Raw genomic sequence first — 18,525 nt, 5'->3', positions numbered from 1 at the left:
TCTTGGCGTGCAGCTTCGTGACCTCGGCCTCCCGGCCGACCTGTGCGTCGGAAGCCTTGTCGTCGAACGCCTTGGCCAGGTTCTCGATGGCCTGCCGCTTCCACTGCGTGATCTGGTTGGGATGAAGCTGGTGTTTCGTGGCTAACTCCGAAATCGTCCGCTCGCCGCGGATCGCCTCAAGCGCGACCTTGGCCTTGAACTCGGCCGTAAACCGTCTGCGTGTCTTCATGCTGGATCGTCCTTTTCATCGGTCGATCCACCTTATGCCCCTGTCTCAGAAACCGGCACCACCTCAATTGGCAGATCCGTCCCGCAAAGCAGCCTCAGCCTTCTTGCTGATTCGCCGCCGATTGTGCCGCACCGGCCACATTTGTCATCTCAAATCTCCGGCCCATTTTGTGCCTGTGTTCTGGGCCCTGTTACCTTCAGCTCCAGCAACATGAGCAGGAGGACAGGAAATGGCGCAGGACAATGACGGCGCGGTTTGGGGAACGATCACACTCGCTATGCCGCAGTTGATCGAATGGCAGATCGAGGGAGGCGAGAATCGGTTGGAGGGGCGCAGCCTCAGGGAGTTCGTGGCGGCCCTGTCGTCGGCCAGCGAGGGGCGCGAGGCCGTGTTGCGGCTTAACCTTGTGGTTTCTCTGTGACGCAGTTTCGCCGCAATCCGGTGACAGTAGGCCATGACACCGAGTGACCGCGCGGTGACCGCGGACATCTTCGGAAATGGTGACAAGATGTCGGGAAGGGGATGAAAAAAGGCGCTAAGGGGTTGTTAAACCCTGCCTAGCGCCTTCAGAATACTGGTGGGCGATAACGGATTTGAACCGCTGACATCTTCGATGTGAACGAAGCGCTCTACCGCTGAGCTAATCGCCCGATGCGCGCTTAGATAGCTGCAGCATGGGCAAGCTGCAAGAGGATTCCTGCGAAAAATTCATGCGCCGCTGACGTCCTCACCGTCTTTATCGGAGCCCTGCAGGCGACGGCGAAGGCGCAGGGTGATGACCTCGCCTCCTGAGCTGTCGTTGCGCCGACTGACCCGGGCCCGGCCCAGGGGTGGAAGGGCCAGCGTCATACCCAAAGCCATGGCATCGCCAAGTTCGGCAAGCGTCGCCTCGACCACGGTCTTGACGTCGCTATTGCGTAGGCCGGTTCGGCGCGCCACTTGCGTCATGAGCTGGCGCTTTTGCAGAACCTTTGCGGTCTCAGGTTCGGCAGGGCCAACCTTTTCTGACCGGTTCTTCGATCTTGCCATCAGCGAACTCCTTTCCCCCGGAGTTTCGGTCAAGAAAAAACCGCGCGAAGAGACTCCGCGCGGTTCCGTTCTTTTAATGGGCGACTGCCGCGCCGCCACTGCCTTGATCGCGAGTGGCGGCAAGCCGACTGGCCTCGGCGGCTTCTTCGGCAGCTTCATCCCATTCGATGGGCTCAGGCATCCGCACCAGCGCATGTTGCAACACTTCGCGCACATGGCTGACCGGGATGATCTTCAGTCCTTCCTTCACATTGGCCGGAATCTCGGCCAGGTCTTTTTCGTTATCTGCCGGGATAAGCACCACCTTGATACCACCCCGCAGTGCCGCCAGCAGCTTTTCCTTAAGCCCACCGATGGCCAGCACATTGCCGCGCAAAGTGACTTCGCCGGTCATGGCGATATCCTTCCGCACCGGAATCTGGGTCAGCACCGAGACGATCGAGGTCACCATGGCGATCCCCGCAGAAGGGCCGTCCTTGGGCGTTGCGCCTTCGGGAACGTGGACGTGAATGTCCATGCTCTCGAACTTGGGTGGTTTCACTCCCAGTTCAGGGCTGATCGAACGGACAAAGGACGATGCTGCGTCGATCGATTCCTTCATCACGTCACCCAGTTTCCCGGTCGTCTTCATGCGACCCTTGCCGGGTAGTCGCAGCGCCTCGATCTGCAGCAGATCACCACCGACCTGCGTCCAGGCAAGCCCCGTCACCACGCCGATCTGGTCATCCTTTTCGGCCAGACCATAGCGGAACCGGCGCACACCCAGATACTCTTCGGCTTTTTCCGGCGTCACATCGACAGATTTGACCTTTCCTTTCAGGATGTCGGTCACCGCCTTGCGCGCCAGTTTGGCGATCTCGCGCTCGAGTGAGCGCACGCCGGCCTCGCGGGTGTAGTAGCGGATCACATGGGTCAGTGCCTCGTCCGAGACCGAGAATTCACCTTTGCGGAGCCCGTTCGCCTTGATCTGCTTGGGCAGCAGATGCTGGCGCGCTATCTCGCGCTTTTCGTCCTCGGTATAGCCGGCAAGAGAGATGATCTCCATCCGGTCGAGCAGGGGTCCCGGCATGTTGTAGCTGTTGGCCGTGGTCACGAACATCACGTTTGACAAGTCGTATTCCACCTCAAGATAGTGGTCGACGAAAGTCGCGTTCTGTTCGGGATCCAGCACCTCCAGCATGGCCGAGGCAGGATCACCACGGAAGTCCTGACCCATCTTGTCGATCTCGTCGAGCAGGATGAGCGGGTTCGTGGTTTTGGCCTTTTTCAGGGCCTGGATGATCTTACCCGGCATCGAACCGATGTAGGTCCGGCGGTGACCGCGGATCTCGGATTCATCGCGCACGCCACCAAGCGAGATACGGATGAACTCGCGGCCAGTTGCCTTGGCAACGCTGCGGCCAAGCGAGGTCTTACCGACACCCGGAGGGCCGACGAGGCAAAGGATCGGACCCTTGAGCTTGGTCGAGCGGTTCTGTACGGCCAGATACTCGACGATCCGCTCTTTGACCTTTTCAAGCCCATAGTGATCGGCGTCGAGAACCTCTTCGGCCTTGCCCAGGTCCTTGCGGATACGCGACTTGATGCCCCAAGGCAGCGACAGCAGCCAGTCGAGGTAGTTGCGGCTGACCGTAGCCTCGGCCGACATCGGCGACATCGACTTCAGCTTTTTCAGCTCGGCCTCTGCTTTTTCACGGGCCTCTTTGCTGAATTTGGTCTGGTTGATCTTTTCTTCCAGCTCGTTGAGTTCGTTCGAGCCGTCCTCGCCATCGCCCAGCTCGCGCTGAATGGCTTTCATCTGCTCATTCAGGTAGTATTCGCGCTGGGTTTTCTCCATCTGCGTCTTGACGCGGGACTTGATCTTTTTCTCGACCTGCAGGACCGACATCTCGCCCTGCATCAGCCCATAGACCTTTTCAAGCCGCTCGGCAGTGTTCAGGGTTTCAAGCAGATCCTGCTTGCGATCAAGCGCAATACCCAGGTGACCGCTGACGAGATCGGCAAGGCGCGCAGGGTCGCGCGTTTCAGCGACGGCCGAAACAACCTCTTCGGGGATGTTCTTGCGCACCTTGACATAACGCTCGAACTCTTCAGAGACGGCGCGGGTCAGGGCGATCAGAGTATCCTCATCGCCGGGCTCTTCGGTCAGAGCTTCGCAGGTTGCCTCAAAATAAGCGTCATTAGGCACGAAATCGGTGATCCGCACCCGTTCACGCCCCTCGACCAGCACCTTTACGGTGCCGTCAGGCAGTTTCAGCAGCTGCAGCACATTCGCCAGCACCCCGGTACGAAAGATGCCCTCGGCGGCAGGTTCATCAATGGCCGCATCCTTCTGGGCTGCGAGAAGGATGGGAAGATCCTGCTCCATCACGGCCTCAAGCGCCCGCACCGATTTTTCGCGTCCGACGAACAGGGGCACGATCATGTGCGGGAACACCACGATATCCCGCAAGGGCAGGACCGGATGGGTGGTTTGAGCGAATTCGTTCATGAATCAGTCCTTTCTCGCCAAGAGACGCAACCCCTAAGGCAGGCAGTCTGCGCCCCCTGCTGGCAGACAAGATAGGAAGCCCGTGCAGCAGGTTCAATGGGCTATTTGTTCGCAATTTGTTCCTGATGCCGTGAAAAAGGAACCCAGGCGCGACAAGAAGCGGACGTGCCGGTTCGGCAAATATCACCATGGCGCGCAGAGTTTTCGGATTTGCAGAGGACAAGAGATTACCCGGATGCTCAGGGGTAATTTCCTGGCGGGTTCCCGGGTCAGGATGGCAGGATATAGACCCTGCCTAATCAATTGAATTTATAACTTATCTTATCCATATAGCTGGCACGGGCGGCTTTGCACATTTGGATTTCTTTCGTTACGATACAGACGAATCCCGCTTTGGCTGCTGATTTCCGGTTGAACACATCTCTGGAATAACATTCCCGGTTATTGCTATGAGCTGTCACGCAGGCATTCCTGATGTGGGGTAACGATGACGAGTAACGACAAGGATAAGGACGACAAAAAGGCCAAAGGGGATGCCGCCGCGCGGGCCGCAGAGCGTGCGGCGCGTCAGGCGGCCAATAAGGCCGAGCGGGAGGCAAGGCGCGCGGCGCGTCAGGCTGAACGCACCGCCCATCGCGCCCAATCAGAACAAGCGCCTGAAAAACCGGGCGACAGAACCCAGGACAAGCCGCGCGGCAAAGCGACGGGCAAGGCTGCTGCCAAAGCCTCTGGCAAACTGCCCGCGCAGCCTGTGGCAGGTGCTGCACCCAAGGCAGCGACATCCCTGCCGTCCTCGGTCGCTCCGCTGCTCGTATCCCCAGAGTCGGCCGCGGAGCCGGTGGCTAAATCCGGCACCCCGCCCTTTAACATCCTGGTGATCGGGCAGGGCAGGCGATTGGGGTCCGAGGCGGCGTTGTTCGCCGCAAGCCTGCGTCGCAATGCACCCGATTGGCGCGGACGACTGATCGTGGCCGAACCTAAACCCGAGGGCCCATGGGCGGGCACCGATACCCAGATCCCCACATTGCAACGCGCCGCGATTGCGGCATTCGGGGCGGAGATCCTGCCCTTTACTGCTCAGCATTTCGGTGCAGGCTACCCCTATGGCAACAAGATCGAAGCCTTGTCGCTGTTGCCAGCCGGTGAGCCCTTTATGTTTTTTGACAGCGATACGCTGATTACCGGGCCGCTGGACCGGATGGAGATCGACTTTTCTCGCCCCTCGGCCTCGATGCGCAGGACCGGAACATGGCCCGAGCCGCCGCTTTACGGCCCCGGTTATGGCGATATCTGGAAATCGCTCTATGACCGCTTTGGGCTGGATTACGAAAGCTCGCTCGATAAAAGCCAGCCCGACGAGTATTGGGAACGTTATCTTTACTTCAACGCTGGCTGGTTTTTTGGCAACGACCCGCAGGAGTTCGGGCGCCGGTTCCTTGATTGGTCGCTGGCGATCCGGAATGAGCCGGGCGACGCGCTGGCCTGTCAAAGCCTTGACCCCTGGCTTGATCAGATCACTCTGCCGCTGGTGATCCATTCGCTGGGTGGAGGCCGCCCGGGTCCCGAACTGGCTGGCTTGGACGGCTGGGCAAGCTGCCATTACCGCAACCTGTCGCTGCTTTATGCCCGCGAATCCGATGAGGTGGTGGCACTGATCGAGGATCTGGCCGCCGATTACCGCATCTCCACTTTCTTCGCCGAGGACGAAGCGGCAAAGCAGCTTATCATCGAAGGCAAGGGGCGCAGCAGCGTCAGGCCGCTGTTTGGCGATAACGGCAGTGAATGGCCGGAAAAGAAAATTCGTCAGACCTTGCGTCGCGCGGATCTCTGGTTCCGCTGACCCGACTGGTCGGGGGCATGGCGCGGGCATGAAAACCCGCGCCATACGATGGTCTGTCAGGCGCTGCGCAAAGCCGCGTCACAGCGGGCGCAGGTGCCCGGATGCTCGTGCAAGCCGACGTCGGGCAGGATTTTCCAGCAGCGTTGGCATTTCTCGCCCCCTGCGGCCTCGAACACCACGCCGATGCCCGGCACTTCGGACAGGCGGAAGGCCTCGCCCGGGGCGGGGTCAGCGGTCAGCGCCAGATCCGAGGTGATGCAGATTTCGGCAAAATCCACCGATTTCAGGGCGCTCAATGCCTCGGCATCCTCGACATGCACGACCGGAGCGGCTTCCAGGCTGGCGCCGATCACCTTGTCGGTACGCTTGATTTCCAACGCGGCAGTGACGACGCGGCGGGTGCGGCGGATCGCTTCCCATTTGCGGGAAAGCGTCTCGTCCAGCCATCCGGCGGGGGTCACCGGGAAGTCCTGCAAGTGGACCGAGCCATCCTCCGAGGGGAAGCGGCTTAGCCAGACGTCTTCCATCGTGAAGGGCAGGATGGGCGCAAGCCAGGTCACCAGCCGGTGGAAGAGCAGGTCCAGAACCGAGCGCGCCGCCCGCCGCCGCAGCGCATCTGGTGCGTCGCAGTAAAGCGCGTCTTTGCGGATATCAAAGTAGAAGGCCGACAGATCGACGGTCGCGAACTGGAACACCGACTGGAACACGCCCTGGAAATCAAAGCGGTCATAGCCTTTGCGCAGATCGCGGTCGATCTGGGCAAGGCGATGCAGGACCCAACGCTCCAGCTCGGGCATATCCGCTGGGTCGACGCGCTCAGCCTCGCTGAACTCGGCAAGGTTGCCAAGGATGAAGCGCAGCGTATTGCGCAGTCGGCGATAGCCGTCGGCGGTACCTTTAAGGATTTCGGGACCGATGCGCAGGTCCGCGCTGTAATCCGATTGCGCCACCCACAGGCGCAGGATGTCCGCGCCGTAATTGCGGATCACATCGGCCGGCGCGACGGTATTGCCAAGCGATTTGGACATTTTCATGCCCTTTTCGTCCAGCGTGAACCCGTGCGTCACCACGTTGCGATAGGGCGCCCGCCCCTTGGTCGCGCAGGCCTGCAAGAGCGAGGACTGGAACCAGCCGCGATGCTGGTCGGTGCCTTCAAGGTAGACATCCGCGATCCCGTCGGGTGTCCCGTCCGGGCGATCACGCAGCACAAAGGCGTGGGTCGAACCGGAATCGAACCACACGTCCAGCACATCCATGACCTGCTCGTACTCGCCGGGTTCGACGATGCCGGCCAGCACCTCGTCCTTGAAGCCGGGGCGATACCAGACATCCGCGCCTTCGTTTTCAAAGGCGGCGATGATGCGGTCGTTGACGCGCTGATCGCGCAGCAGGAAATCGGCATCGCCGGGCCGGGCGCCCTTTTTCACGAAACAGGTCAGCGGCACGCCCCAGGCGCGTTGACGCGACAGCACCCAGTCGGGCCGGTTCTCGACCATCGAGTAAAGCCGGTTCCGCCCGGTCGAAGGGGTCCAGTTCACCAGCCGGTCGATCGAGGCCAGCGCCCGTTCGCGGATGGTGGCGCCATATTCGTCCATGCCATCACCCAGCGGCTTGTCGATGGCGGCGAACCATTGCGGGGTATTGCGATAGATCAGCGGTGCCTTTGAGCGCCAGCTATGCGGATACGAGTGCTTGATCTTGCCCTTGGCCAGCAATGCACCCGCCCAGGCCAGCTGCTTTATGACGCTGACATTGGCCGGGCCTTCTTTGCCCTCTGCGGTCAGGATCTCCTGCCCGCCGAAAAGCGGCAGATCGGCCCGATAGGAGCCGTCCGGCTCGACGTTGTAGGTCATCTCAAGCCCGTATTTCAGGCCAAGCTGATAGTCGTCGTCGCCGTGGCTGGGTGCGGTATGGACAAAGCCGGTCCCGGCCTCGTCGGTCACATGATCGCCGGGCAGCATGGGCACGTCATAGTCCCATTCGCCATTCGCGCCCTCGACCCCGCGGAAGGGATGGGCAAGCACCAACCCCTCCAGGTCGCCGGCTGCGATATCCCGAACGCGCTGCCAGCTTTCCGCCCTGGCTGCGCGCAATGTTGCCTCAGCCAGTGCATCGGCCAGCACTATCAGCTCGCCCGTCTTAGCGCTGGCGTTTTCGGCCACTTCCTCGACCCGGTAAAGCCCATAGGCGATCGTTGGGTTATAGGCGACGGCCCGGTTTTGCGGGATGGTCCAGGGTGTCGTGGTCCAGATCACCACGCTTGCACCCGTATGCTCTGCCCACAGCCCTTCAGCCGTCACCACCCCAAAGCGCACCCAGATCGTATGGCTGGTGTGATCGTGGTATTCGACCTCGGCTTCGGCCAGCGCGGTTTTTTCGACCGGCGACCACATGACCGGCTTTGATCCCTGATAAAGCGAGCCGTTCATCAAAAGCTTCATGAACTCGGCCGCGATCACCGCCTCGGCGTGATAGTCCATGGTCAGATAGGGCTGATCCCATTTTCCGGTGATGCCCAGACGCTTGAACTCTTCGCGCTGGACGCCGATCCAATGCTCGGCAAAGCGGCGGCATTCCTGCCGGAACTCGATCACATCGACCGCGTCCTTGTCCTTGCCTTCGCTGCGGTATTTTTCCTCGATCTTCCACTCGATCGGCAGGCCGTGGCAGTCCCAGCCGGGCACATAGCGTGCGTCGCGGCCCATCATCTGCTGGCTGCGGGTGATAAAGTCCTTCAGCACCTTATTCAGCGCATGACCAATGTGCAGATTGCCATTCGCATAGGGGGGGCCGTCATGCAGGATAAAGGGTGCGCGCCCTGCACCCCGTTCGCGCAGGCGGTCATAGATGCCGATGTTTTCCCAACGGTTCAGCCAGTCGGGCTCACGCTGGGGCAGGCCTGCGCGCATGGGAAAATCGGTCTGAGGCAGAAATACGGTGTCGCGGTAGTCGGGCGCGGCCTGGGTATCGGTGGTCGAATCGCTCATCTGGCGGGAATCCTTGGCTTGCAGGACAGACATGCATGACCCGGCGGCGAGGACTCCCTACGCCGCCGGGCGAATAATTCGGAAAATCCGCGCCCTGCTGAACATGCCGGGGTTATAGATAACCGCTTGCACCCCTGCAAGCGCCCGCGCACGGCCTTGCGGCATATGCGCGCGCCGAAACGGCGGGTCTTGCGCCGATTGCAGGACCGGCCCATATCCGCGCCATGATCCCGCCGCGCTTTGATGTCACCCCTGAACAGATCGACCGGGTCGTTGCGACCTTTTATGCCGCCGTGCGCCGGCATGAGGTACTGGGCCCGATCTTTGCCTCTCATGTCACCGACTGGCCTGAACATGAGGCCAAAATCGCCCGGTTCTGGCGCAATGCGATTCTTTATGAGCGCGGCTATGACGGCAATCCGATGCAGGTCCATATGCGTGCAGGCGATGTAAAGGCCCAGCATTTCGCGCCCTGGCTCATGCTGTTTGACGAAACCCTGCGCCGGATGCTGCCCCCCGAGGCAGCGCGTGCCTGGTCCGCGCTTGCCCATCGCATCGGTGCAGGGCTGCGTATGGGAGTTGAGGATCTGCGTGAGCGTCGTCCCGGTCCTCCGGTCTTGCGCTAGAACTCGCGCAGGCGTAAACAAAACGGGAACATCAGTGGAGAGCTCCCGTGAAAATCGACTATCTTGAATTTTCCTCACCCGATCTGCCGGCGACGAAATCGTTCTTTGCCAATGCTTTCGGCTGGAGTTTCAACGACTACGGGCCCGAGTATCAGGAGCTTGCCGATGCAGGCATCGCCGGCGGCATCGCAGCCGGCCCGCTGGCCCCGCCGCTGGTGATCCTCAAGACTGACGATCTTGAGGGTGCGCTTACCCGCGTGACCGGAGCGGGGGCCGAAATTACCAAGCCGATCTTTGCTTTCCCCGGTGGCCGCCGCTTCCAGTTCCGTGAGCCCGGCGGCACCGAGATGGCGGTCTGGTCCGAAAGCTAAGGGCTTTCAGTTGCGCGGCGGCCGCGCCTTATAGGGCCGCAGCCGCCAGCCAAGACGGATGCTGCCAGCGCGCAGCAGTATGACCACCACCGCGCAGCCGATCAGCGCCCAACCGCGATCCGCGCCAAGCGACAGTAGCAGCAGCGCCGTCACCGCCCCGCCAAAAGCGGCGGTGACGTAAAGCTCACCCTGTTTCAGGACCAGCGGCACCTCGTTACTGACCACATCGCGCATCAGCCCGCCGAATGTGCCGGTCATCACCCCCATCAGCACAGTGACAATCGGGCTGACCCCGGCTTCCAGTGCCACGCCGACCCCGGCAGGAACCGCCACGGCCAAAGCGCAGGCGTCCAGCCACAGAATCGCGCGATAACGGCTTTCCAAAAGGTGGGCAGTAAAGAACACTACAACTGCTGCAATCGTGGTCAGCAGCAGCAACTCGGGCCGGCCGATCCAGAAAACCGGCGCGTGGCCCAGAACCAGATCCCGCAACGTGCCACCGCCGATACCGGTCAGCGTGGCAAAAAAAATAAACCCGACGATATCAAGCTGCTCCCGGCTCGCGACCAATGCGCCTGTCAGGGCAAAGACCAGCACACTGGCATAGTCCAGCAGCGGGATCAGCCCGGCGACACTCACTCCGTCACCTTTGCCGGCTTAAAGGGCGACATGCCCGCCCGCGCCAACTCATCTGCGCGTTCGTTCTCGGGGTGACCGGCATGGCCTTTGATCCATTGCCAGTGAACATTGTGACGTGCCTGCGCCTCGTCCAAACGCTGCCACAACTCGGCATTCTTCACGGGTTTACGGTCGGCGGTACGCCAGCCATTCCGCTTCCAGCCATGGATCCATTGCGTGACGCCGTTTTTTACATAGGCGCTGTCGGTGATGATGGTGATCTCGCTCGGCCGCGTCAGCGCCTCAAGGGCCGAGATCGCGGCCATCAGTTCCATGCGGTTATTGGTGGTGTCAGCCTCGCCGCCGGCCAGCTCACGCTCTTTGAGGATCTGTTCGCCGTCAATGGCGCGCATCAGGACACCCCAGCCGCCAGGGCCGGGGTTGCCGCTGCACGCACCATCGGTCCAGGCAAATAGCGCAGTCATGCCGTAAGGCCCCGATAGCCGGGCAGGGCGGCAATACGGTCAAGCCAGCGCATGATGCCGGGGAAACGCGCCATGTCGAATCCGCCCTTGCTCCCGGCGGTATGTGTATAGCCGTACAGACAAATATCGGCGAGGCTGATCGCATCGCCCACCAGCCAGTCATGCCCGGCCAGCCGATCCTCCATCACCTGTAACAATGCGTGCCCCCGCTCCAGCAATTCGGCCATGCGCCCGGGCGTAGCCAGATGCCTGCGCGAGGGATAGCTGCGCAACGCCCCACGCACGGCGATGACGGCTTCATGCTGGTTCTGCTCCCAGAACATCCAGGCCAGCATTCGGCTGCGCAGGAAAGGATCGGCGGGTACGAAAGAGGTCCCTTCGCCAAGCCAGCACAGGATCGCATTGGATTCAGGCAGCAGCCGCCCATCATCCAGCTTCAGCACCGGGGCCTTGCCAAAAGGCAGCTGCCCCGCCGCCTTGGCTTCAGCAAGCTCGGGCGAAGAATCCTCGACATCAATGATCTCGCATTCGCGGCCCAAAAGGGCCAGCAGCAAGCGCACCTTGTAGCTATTGCCCGATGAGGGCATCGACCAGAGCTTCATCCCACCGTCCTTCTTCTGTGCCTAAATATCCCGGGGGAGGCCCGCAGGGCCGGGGGCAGCGCCCCCACTCCCGCGCAATCTGCGACCATGCATCAGGCTTCGCGCAGGACCCGAGGCACCTTGAACTCGACATTCTCGCGCGCCGTCTCGACCATCTCGACGGTCAGATCATAGCGTTCGCGAAAAGCCGCGACCACCTCATCGACCAGCACTTCTGGGGCCGAGGCACCTGCGGTCACGCCTACCGCCCGGGCGCCTTCGATGGCCCGCCAGTCAATCTGATCAGCCCGCATGACCAGCTGCGAATAGGCACAGCCCGCGGCGCTGCCGACCTCGACCAGTCGGCGCGAGTTCGAACTGTTCGGAGCACCGATCACCAACAGCGCATCGATCTGCCCGGCAATCGCCTTGACCGAGGCCTGACGGTTGGTCGTGGCATAGCAGATGTCTTCCTTGGCCGGGCCGATGATCGAGGGAAAGCGCGCCTTCAACGCCGCAACGATTGCAGCGGTGTCATCGACCGACAGCGTCGTCTGCGTGATAAAGGCCAGATGCTGCGGATCGCGCGGCGCAAGCCCCGCCACATCATCGACCGTCTCGACCAGCAGGACCTCGCCCTCGGGCAACTGGCCCATCGTGCCCAGAACTTCGGGGTGACCGGCATGACCGATCATGATGATCTGCAACCCCTCGGCATGGTGACGCTCGGCCTCGACATGGACCTTGCTGACCAGGGGGCATGTGGCATCGACAAAGACCATTTCGCGCCGCCGTGCCTCGGCAGGAACCGATTTAGGCACACCATGGGCGGAAAAGATCACCGGCCGGTCGTCGGGGCATTCATCCAGCTCTTCGACAAAGACCGCGCCCTTTTCGCGCAGGCTGTCGACCACGAATTTATTGTGCACAATCTCGTGGCGCACATAGACCGGAGCGCCCCATTTCTGCAGCGCTATCTCGACGATCTTGATTGCGCGGTCGACGCCAGCACAAAAGCCGCGCGGCGCGGCAAGGTAAAGGGTCAGGGGCGGTTTCTTGTCCATGCCTGTCACCTAACCCCGGCACGGGCTTGCCGCAAGGGATCAGGCCCCTTCAAAGGCGGTCAGGGCATGGACTTCATGTCCCAGCCCCTCCAGCAAAGCACGGCCGCCCAGCTCGGGCAGCTCGATGACAAAGGCGCAGCCGACCACCTCGGCCCCCAGCCGTTCGCAAAGCGCGATTCCGGCGGCCGCGGTCCCGCCGGTCGCCAGCAGGTCATCGACGATCAATACCCGTTCACCGGGTTTCAGCGCATCGTCATGAACCTCAATCACTGCCTCGCCATATTCCAGCGTATAGGCTTCGCTGATAACGGCGCCGGGCAGCTTGCCCTTTTTGCGGATCGGAACGAACCCCACGGACAATTGATGTGCAACCGCGCCGCCAAGGATAAAGCCGCGCGCCTCAAGCCCCACGACCTTGTCGATATCATCGCCTGCATAGGGGTTCAGCAGCTGGTCCACCGCCATACGAAAGCCGCGGGCATCGGCAAAAAGCGTCGTCACGTCGCGAAACAGAATCCCTTCATGGGGAAAATCCACGATGGTGCGGATATAATCGCGGACCGTGCGTGTGTCGCGGCGGCGCTTTTCGGGGCGGTTATCCATCAGGGGCGCTCCATCTCGAAAGTCTCGTTGGTGATGGTGTAATCCTTGTAGCCCATACGCGACAGCCAGCCTGTGGCGTGCAGGTCAAAGCGGCCGTCCTTCAGGCAGTCCTCGCGCAGGTGGATGCCGGTGACGACGCCCAGAACCATGAAATTCGCCTCGCCAGCCAGACGCAGGATACGGGTCGCGCGACATTCAAGCGCCGCCGCAGCCCCGGCCACACGCGGACAGTCGATGGTCTGACATTCGGCAGCCTCGATCCCGGCGGCCTCGAATTCATTTACCCCGGCCGGAAGGGGGGCAGAGCTTGCGTTGACCTGATCCTTCAGCGGCCCGTCGGCGATATTGACGCAAAAGACCCGGGTTTCCGCGATCTGGGCCACGCTGTCCTTGGTGCCTGGCCGGTCGGATTTGGTCGAGGTTGACGCAAACATCACCTGCGGCGGTACATAGGCGGTCAGGTTAAAGAAGGAATAGGGGGCAAGATTGTCGCCCATCCGTCCCCGCGTCGAGATCCAGCCGATGGGGCGCGGCGCGACGATGGCGTTCAGCGGATTATGCGGCAGCCCGTGACCATTCTCGGGTCGGTAGAACATGGCGGGCCTCGCTGATCTGACTGCAGTAACGGCCCACAGAAGTGGCCTTATGCACGGGGCGCGTCAAGCATCTTGCCGCATGGCCGTTGCGATCCGGGCGCAAAAGGGAATTTTCTTTCTGCCTGCCGTGCAGGCGGTTTTCGTGGCTGCGCCTGCATGTTAGGCGGGCATTTCACCGCGCCGGTCCCTACCGAATCCCGGAGTCAGGATGTACGATCTTCGCCCCGAAACCCCCGCCGATATGCCCGAGGTCGAGGCTCTTCTGGACCTGTGTTTCGCGCCGGGGCGAACGGCGCTGTCCTCCTACCGGCTGCGAGAGGGGGTCGATCCGGTCGGCCCGCTGTGCCTGACGCTGCGCAATGAATTTGGCGTGCTGGTCGGCGCGATCCGCTATTGGCCGGTACAGATCGGCGGCCAGCCGGTGCTGCTGCTTGGCCCGGTTGCGGTTCATCCGACAACGCAGGGCGAGGGGCTGGGCGGTCTGCTGATGCGCGAAAGCCTGAACCGGGCGACCGGCATGGGTTGGAGCAGGGTCATGCTTGTCGGAGATCTGCCTTATTATCAGCGGTTTGGCTTTAATAAGCTCGAAGACGTCGAGATGCCGCCGCCGACAAACCCCGACCGTGTTCTGGGGATCGAGCTCGTTCCCGGCGCATGGGCCGGGATCAGGGGCACGGTCGAACGCGCCATTGATCCCCAGGCCCGATCCGGCCCCGATGCGCCCCGTCACTCGGGATAGTTGAACGCCTCGGGGTGATTGGCAAGGCTGCCGGTCAGGGCCGCATACAGGATGGTGCGCCCGTCGATTGTCTCGGGTCCACCGCCAAGGCCAAGCCAGGTCAGCAGTTCCGAGCTTTCACCGTCGCGCACCGCGAGTACGCCATAGGCTGTGCCGCTGTCAGGTGCGTAAAGCACCGCGATCCGGTTCGTCCCGCAGTCATGCTGCTGGCAGCCGGTCATGGCGAGATATTCCTTGCCGCCGAAGCTGACCTTTTGGGTCGGGGTGACGACGGCGCCCTTGCTGAGCCATTCAGGGATCTGGTTGCCCTCGGCCATCTTTTGAAAAGCGACGGTAAAGGCCTCGTCCTTACCCAGATCCGCAAGGGTCGGCCCCGCACTTTCAGTCGCTGCGACAGCCGGTGCCGGTTCCGGCGCGGGCTGTTCGGCCGCCTCTTGCGCGAAAGCCTGTAAGCCAAGGGTGATCGACAGGACGGTTGCGAATGTCAGGGCGGGCGTCATGCGGCGAATGGTCATCGTGATATTCCTTGTACAGCCTGCGCCATGCAGCGGCGTTTCCTTCCCGTTCGGAACCCGGAGCAAGCCTTGCGGGTTCCCTTGCCAATGCCCAACTCTTGCGCAGGCAACGACAAACGGGGTGCCACAGGATGACCGAGCAGACCCAGATTCCCGCCCGCCAGGCCGTTCTGCCGCCGATCGACGATCCGACCGTGCATGTCGAGATCGACCGGCTGGCGCGGCGTTATCTGCAGGCCGGCGGCGTGGCGATGGAGTTGATGACCGCCATCGGCGGCAAGGCCGAGGGGTTGCTTGAGCATCTGCCCGACTCGTTGCGTGGCCGGGTGGACCGGATCACGTTTGCGGCGCTGAACCGGGCCTTTGACGCGGCCAGGCGTTCGCGCGGGCTGATGCGGGACCGGGGCGACATGTTCAACCGCTTGCTTTCAACGACATCTGGCGCGGTCGGCGGTCTGGCAGGTATCGGCGGGGCTATGCTTGAGCTGCCGGTGACGGTGACGCTGCTTTTGCGCGCCATGATGGATATTGCCGCTGAACACGGGTTCGACCCGACCTCGGATGAGGCGCGGCGCGAGGCGCTGCATGTCTTTGCCTCGGCCGGGCCGCTGTCCGAGGATGATGGCACCGACCTTGGCCTTCTGGCAGCGCGTATGACCATCACCGGTCAGACCGTGCAGGCGCTGATCGCGCGGGTGGCGCCGCGGCTTTCGGTCTCGCTGGCACAAAAGCTTGCCGCGCAGGCGGTGCCGTTGATGGGGGCGCTGGCCGGAGCGTCGATCAACTATAGTTTCACCCGTTACTATCAAGAGCTCGCGCGGGTGCATTTCGGCCTTTTGCGCCTGTCGCAAGAGACCGGGATCCCGCGTGAGGCGCTGGCTGAGGCGCTTGAGCTGCGCATGATCCAGATCCGCCCGAACACGACGGCGCGCAAACTGTCGCGGCGCAGCTAGGCTAGTCGTCGCTTTCGGCCGTCAGCTCCAGCGATGCGGCCGGGGCGTCAAGATGGTCGATGCCAAGCGGGGCCGAGGGCCGGGCCAGCCGTGATCGTACCACCCAGTAAAGCCGCTCTTGCGCGCGGGTTATCGCGACATAGGCAAGTCGCTTCCACAGGGCGACACCCGCCTCGCTGCGGCCCGACCAGGCAGCCGCGGCGATATCGGGGGCAAAGACCTGCACATCAGGCCATTGGCTGCCCTGTGCCTTGTGAATCGTGACCGCCGCGCCATGCAGAAAGGCCGCGCCCATGCGGGCGGCGTAGGGGATGAAGGGCTCTTCGACATCCGGCATTTCGATCTTGACGATCGAGGCGGCCGAAAGGCGCGGCTCTTCGGCACCAACAACGTGCAGGCGTGAAAACCCGGGCTTGCGCCCCGGACCCAGATAGATCACCTGCGCGCCCTTGATCAGCCCCCGGGCCTCAAGGTCGATACGCTTTTTGCGATGCTTCAGCGGCAGCTCCAACCCGTCGCAAATCAGCGGCTCGCCCGGCAAAAGCGAATCCCCCGGCGCGCCATAGGCTGCGCGAAAGGCGTGGATCAGCTTGATGCGGGTCGCATTGCGCCACACCAGCACCGGGCTTTGCGCCATCAGGTTCGATTCCACCCGCTCGGCCCAGACCACACGCGGGTCCCGGGCCGAGATTTCGCGGATCATCCGTTCAAAGGCATCGAATTCCAGCGCGGGATCGGCCAGCGCATGGGCCAGGTCAAGGATCGGACTGTCGCCCTCTTGCCGGTGGATGCGGTTCAGGATCAGCCGTTGCGAGGCCGCAAGCCGGTCAAAGACCATCTGTCCCGATTGCCCGACCGGCGCCAGCTGCGCCGGGTCGCCAAAAAGGACCAGCACCGGAAAGATTTCGCGAAGGTCCTCAAACTGGCGCTCGTCCAGCATCGAGGCCTCGTCCACCAGCCCTATGTCCAGCCCTTCCTCGCGCCGCTTCCAGCCGCGAATGAAATCCGAACCACGCAGCCCTGCCGCCGCCAGTGCGCCGGGGATTGAGGCGTGCTGATCATAGAATGCCTTGGCGCGGTCCAGTGCCGCCTCGGTCAACCCCTCCATCAGCCCGTCGACCGAGGGCCGTTCGCCCGCGCCGGTCAGCCAGTCGGCAATGCGTTCATATTCCGGGTCATAGACCGGGGTGTACAGAATGCGGTGAATGGTCGTTGCGGGGACGCCGCGCATGCGCAGGACGAATGCCGCCTTGTTGGTCGGGGCAAGGATGGCGACTGTGCGGCGGTCCTTGCGCCGTTTGCCTTCATAATCGCCCGAGACGATATCGACCCCTGCTGCCTTCAGCGCCTTGGTCAGTTCGGCCAAAAGCAGGGTCTTGCCCGAACCTGCCTTGCCGATCACCGCCATCACCCGGGCCTTGCCAGGTTTCGGCGGCGCGATCTCTTCCGAAACAAGGTCTATGCCGGATTCTTCCAGCACTTCGGCAAGCGCATCCCATGCGTCGGCCTGATCGGGGGAAAGGGCGGGCAAAGTCATGGGCTCTTGTTAGCTGCCCGGGCAGGGGGCGGAAAGGCCATTCCGCCGGATGGGGCGCTTTTTGCCCTGCACCTGCGCGGGATCAGGCGCGTTCATCCTTGGGCGAGCGCATCACCACATGGGTGGTGATGGTCGCGATCTGCGGAAATGCGCCCAGCACCTCGGTATGAAAACGGCGATAGGCGTCCAGATCGCGGACCTCGACCGGCGTTGTTGCAGAAGTCAGTGTGTGAGCGCAGTTTCCCCTTTTCGCGTTGAGTTCATGCCACGCGTTTGATCTCGGCGGATCCGAGGGCATTGAAGCGGTTCATGAGGGCGATGCGGATATGGATTTCGGCGGTCTGGCGGTCCGGGTCTCGTGATGAGATGCGTTCACCGAAGGCCTTGAGGCAGCGCATCCTTGCCTCGATCCTGCTTCGGACGTGATAACCTGACCAGCGCTTCCATATGGCCCTGCCCAAGCGCTGGGTTGCCCGGAGGATCTCGTTGCGCGCCCTGGCGGCGGGGCAATCCTCCTTCCAGAGACGGCCATTCCGCCGGATCGGGATGATGGCGGTGCCGCCTCGATCCAGGATCGCGGTGTGGCAGCGTCGGGTGTCAAAGGCACCGTCGCCGGTGACGGTGCCGATCTGTTCATCCTCTGGGATCTGGTTGAGCAGGTCGGGCAGAACAGGGCTGTCGCCTTCACGGCTTGTGGTGAATTCGACGGCGCGGATGTCACCTGTAGCCGTGTCCATCGCCAGATGAACCTTACGATATTGGCGTCGGCGATGCGGGCCATGCTTGCGGGCAAGCCATTCCCCATCACCAAGAAACTTGATCCCGGTGCTGTCCACCAGCAGGTTCAGCGGCCCCGGCGCACGGCGGCTCGTGATCTGAACCGTGATGCGCTTCTGCCTGCGGCTCAGGGTCGAGAAATCGGGCACCCGCCAGTCGAGCCCGGCCATCGAAAGGATGCTCGCCACCATCCCTGTCGTTTGCCGGAGAGGCAGGCCGAACAGAACCTTCACCATCAAGCAGAACTGGATCGCGGCATCAGAGAAGACCGGCGGCCGACCATTGCATCCGGATTTGGGTGCGCGCCAAACCATGTCCTTGTCCAGCCAGATCAGAAGGGACCCGCGCCGCTTCAAGGCATCGTTGTAGGACTTCCAGTTCATCGTGCGGTAGCGGGTCGGCTCAGGCTTGCTCATACTCGCCCCTTAGCCCACTGGATTCGCAGTGTGAATCCCTCAGAAAACGGAGTTCTGCAACAACGCCC

Annotated in this window: 20 protein-coding genes and 1 tRNA gene; 6 read left to right on the top strand and 15 right to left on the bottom strand. The window is 62.3% G+C overall.

The annotated features are described in order from the left end of the window. Positions 1-229 (bottom strand): transposase (locus M511_RS19340; protein WP_139824625.1); only part of this gene is annotated, 229 nt, incomplete at its 3' end. Between the two features lie 229 nt (positions 230-458). On the opposite strand from M511_RS19340, the gene M511_RS17615 reads away from it, so the two are divergent. Beyond that, positions 459-650 (top strand): hypothetical protein, encoded by a 192-nt coding sequence (locus M511_RS17615; protein WP_085503043.1) that lies wholly within the window; start codon positions 459-461, stop codon positions 648-650. Positions 651-804: 154 nt separating this feature from the next. On the opposite strand, the gene M511_RS17610 is transcribed toward M511_RS17615, so the two are convergent. From M511_RS17610 to lon, 3 genes are all read right to left on the bottom strand, one after another. Next, a tRNA-Val gene (locus tag M511_RS17610) sits at positions 805-879 on the bottom strand. 58 nt (positions 880-937) lie between these two features. Further along, the gene (locus M511_RS17605; RefSeq protein ID WP_085503041.1) at positions 938-1,258 is read right to left on the bottom strand and encodes an HU family DNA-binding protein; all 321 of its coding nucleotides are present in this window, start codon (positions 1,256-1,258) and stop codon (positions 938-940) included. Between the two features lie 73 nt (positions 1,259-1,331). Further along, positions 1,332-3,749, bottom strand: coding sequence for an endopeptidase La (lon, locus tag M511_RS17600; protein ID WP_010396324.1), 2,418 nt, complete (start codon positions 3,747-3,749; stop codon positions 1,332-1,334). A 487-nt stretch (positions 3,750-4,236) separates the two neighbouring features. On the opposite strand from lon, the gene M511_RS17595 reads away from it, so the two are divergent. Continuing rightward, on the top strand, positions 4,237-5,589 hold the full coding sequence (locus M511_RS17595) for a hypothetical protein (RefSeq protein ID WP_085503039.1): 1,353 nt from the start codon (positions 4,237-4,239) through the stop codon (positions 5,587-5,589). A 56-nt stretch (positions 5,590-5,645) separates the two neighbouring features. Here M511_RS17595 and ileS read toward each other — a convergent pair whose 3' ends face one another. After that, positions 5,646-8,576, bottom strand: a complete 2,931-nt coding sequence (ileS, locus tag M511_RS17590; protein WP_085503037.1) for an isoleucine--tRNA ligase — start codon at positions 8,574-8,576, stop codon at positions 5,646-5,648. 224 nt (positions 8,577-8,800) lie between these two features. On the opposite strand from ileS, the gene M511_RS17585 reads away from it, so the two are divergent. Both M511_RS17585 and M511_RS17580 read left to right on the top strand, forming a co-directional pair. After that, a complete protein-coding gene (locus tag M511_RS17585; RefSeq protein ID WP_085503034.1) occupies positions 8,801-9,202 on the top strand; it encodes a group III truncated hemoglobin in 402 nt (133 codons plus the stop codon). A 47-nt stretch (positions 9,203-9,249) separates the two neighbouring features. Next, a complete protein-coding gene (locus M511_RS17580) occupies positions 9,250-9,573 on the top strand; it encodes a VOC family protein (RefSeq protein ID WP_085503032.1) in 324 nt (107 codons plus the stop codon). 6 nt (positions 9,574-9,579) lie between these two features. Here the strand turns inward: M511_RS17580 and M511_RS17575 are convergent, their stop codons facing one another. The 6 genes from M511_RS17575 to M511_RS17550 form a co-directional block, all read right to left on the bottom strand. Continuing rightward, a complete protein-coding gene (locus M511_RS17575) occupies positions 9,580-10,212 on the bottom strand; it encodes a trimeric intracellular cation channel family protein (protein WP_010396316.1) in 633 nt (210 codons plus the stop codon). After that, positions 10,209-10,676: a ribonuclease HI gene (gene rnhA, locus M511_RS17570; protein WP_085503030.1), complete on the bottom strand. Its 468-nt coding sequence runs from the start codon at positions 10,674-10,676 to the stop codon at positions 10,209-10,211. The genes M511_RS17575 and rnhA overlap by 4 nt, the downstream gene beginning before the upstream one ends. Next, positions 10,673-11,278 carry a glutathione S-transferase family protein gene (locus tag M511_RS17565; RefSeq protein WP_085503028.1) on the bottom strand — a complete coding sequence of 202 codons (606 nt, stop codon included), beginning with the start codon at positions 11,276-11,278 and terminating at the stop codon, positions 10,673-10,675. Before M511_RS17565 ends, rnhA begins: the two co-directional genes overlap by 4 nt. A gap of 92 nt (positions 11,279-11,370) precedes the next feature. Continuing rightward, the gene (ispH, locus tag M511_RS17560) at positions 11,371-12,321 is read right to left on the bottom strand and encodes a 4-hydroxy-3-methylbut-2-enyl diphosphate reductase (RefSeq protein ID WP_085503025.1); all 951 of its coding nucleotides are present in this window, start codon (positions 12,319-12,321) and stop codon (positions 11,371-11,373) included. Positions 12,322-12,360: 39 nt separating this feature from the next. Next, entirely contained in the window at positions 12,361-12,924 is a 564-nt protein-coding gene (locus tag M511_RS17555; protein WP_010396306.1) for an adenine phosphoribosyltransferase, read from the bottom strand. After that, complete coding sequence (locus tag M511_RS17550; RefSeq protein ID WP_085503023.1) at positions 12,924-13,520, bottom strand: flavin reductase family protein; 597 nt, start codon at positions 13,518-13,520, stop codon at positions 12,924-12,926. Before M511_RS17550 ends, M511_RS17555 begins: the two co-directional genes overlap by 1 nt. A 208-nt stretch (positions 13,521-13,728) precedes the next feature. On the opposite strand from M511_RS17550, the gene M511_RS17545 reads away from it, so the two are divergent. Beyond that, the gene (locus M511_RS17545) at positions 13,729-14,259 is read left to right on the top strand and encodes a GNAT family N-acetyltransferase (RefSeq protein WP_085503021.1); all 531 of its coding nucleotides are present in this window, start codon (positions 13,729-13,731) and stop codon (positions 14,257-14,259) included. Here the strand turns inward: M511_RS17545 and M511_RS17540 are convergent. Next, on the bottom strand, positions 14,247-14,774 hold the full coding sequence (locus M511_RS17540; RefSeq protein ID WP_085503019.1) for an Ivy family c-type lysozyme inhibitor: 528 nt from the start codon (positions 14,772-14,774) through the stop codon (positions 14,247-14,249). The genes M511_RS17545 and M511_RS17540 overlap by 13 nt on opposite strands. A gap of 131 nt (positions 14,775-14,905) precedes the next feature. Between M511_RS17540 and M511_RS17535 the strand changes: the two genes are divergently transcribed. After that, on the top strand, positions 14,906-15,727 hold the full coding sequence (locus tag M511_RS17535) for an EcsC family protein (protein WP_085503017.1): 822 nt from the start codon (positions 14,906-14,908) through the stop codon (positions 15,725-15,727). Position 15,728: 1 nt separating this feature from the next. Here M511_RS17535 and M511_RS17530 read toward each other — a convergent pair whose 3' ends face one another. From M511_RS17530 to M511_RS17520, 3 genes are all read right to left on the bottom strand, one after another. After that, positions 15,729-17,264: an ATP-dependent DNA helicase gene (locus tag M511_RS17530; protein ID WP_085503015.1), complete on the bottom strand. Its 1,536-nt coding sequence runs from the start codon at positions 17,262-17,264 to the stop codon at positions 15,729-15,731. A gap of 82 nt (positions 17,265-17,346) precedes the next feature. Next, positions 17,347-17,562 (bottom strand): Lrp/AsnC ligand binding domain-containing protein, encoded by a 216-nt coding sequence (locus tag M511_RS19720; protein WP_441339025.1) that lies wholly within the window; start codon positions 17,560-17,562, stop codon positions 17,347-17,349. Continuing rightward, positions 17,525-18,457, bottom strand: a complete 933-nt coding sequence (locus M511_RS17520) for an IS5-like element ISPpa3 family transposase (protein ID WP_085502451.1) — start codon at positions 18,455-18,457, stop codon at positions 17,525-17,527. The genes M511_RS19720 and M511_RS17520 overlap by 38 nt, the downstream gene beginning before the upstream one ends. Positions 18,458-18,525: the final 68 nt, after the last annotated feature.

Source organism: Paracoccus sp. J56 (assembly GCF_019633685.1).
Classification (GTDB): Bacteria; Pseudomonadota; Alphaproteobacteria; order Rhodobacterales; family Rhodobacteraceae; genus Paracoccus; species Paracoccus kondratievae.
This window is presented reverse-complemented; position numbering and strand designations above follow the sequence as displayed.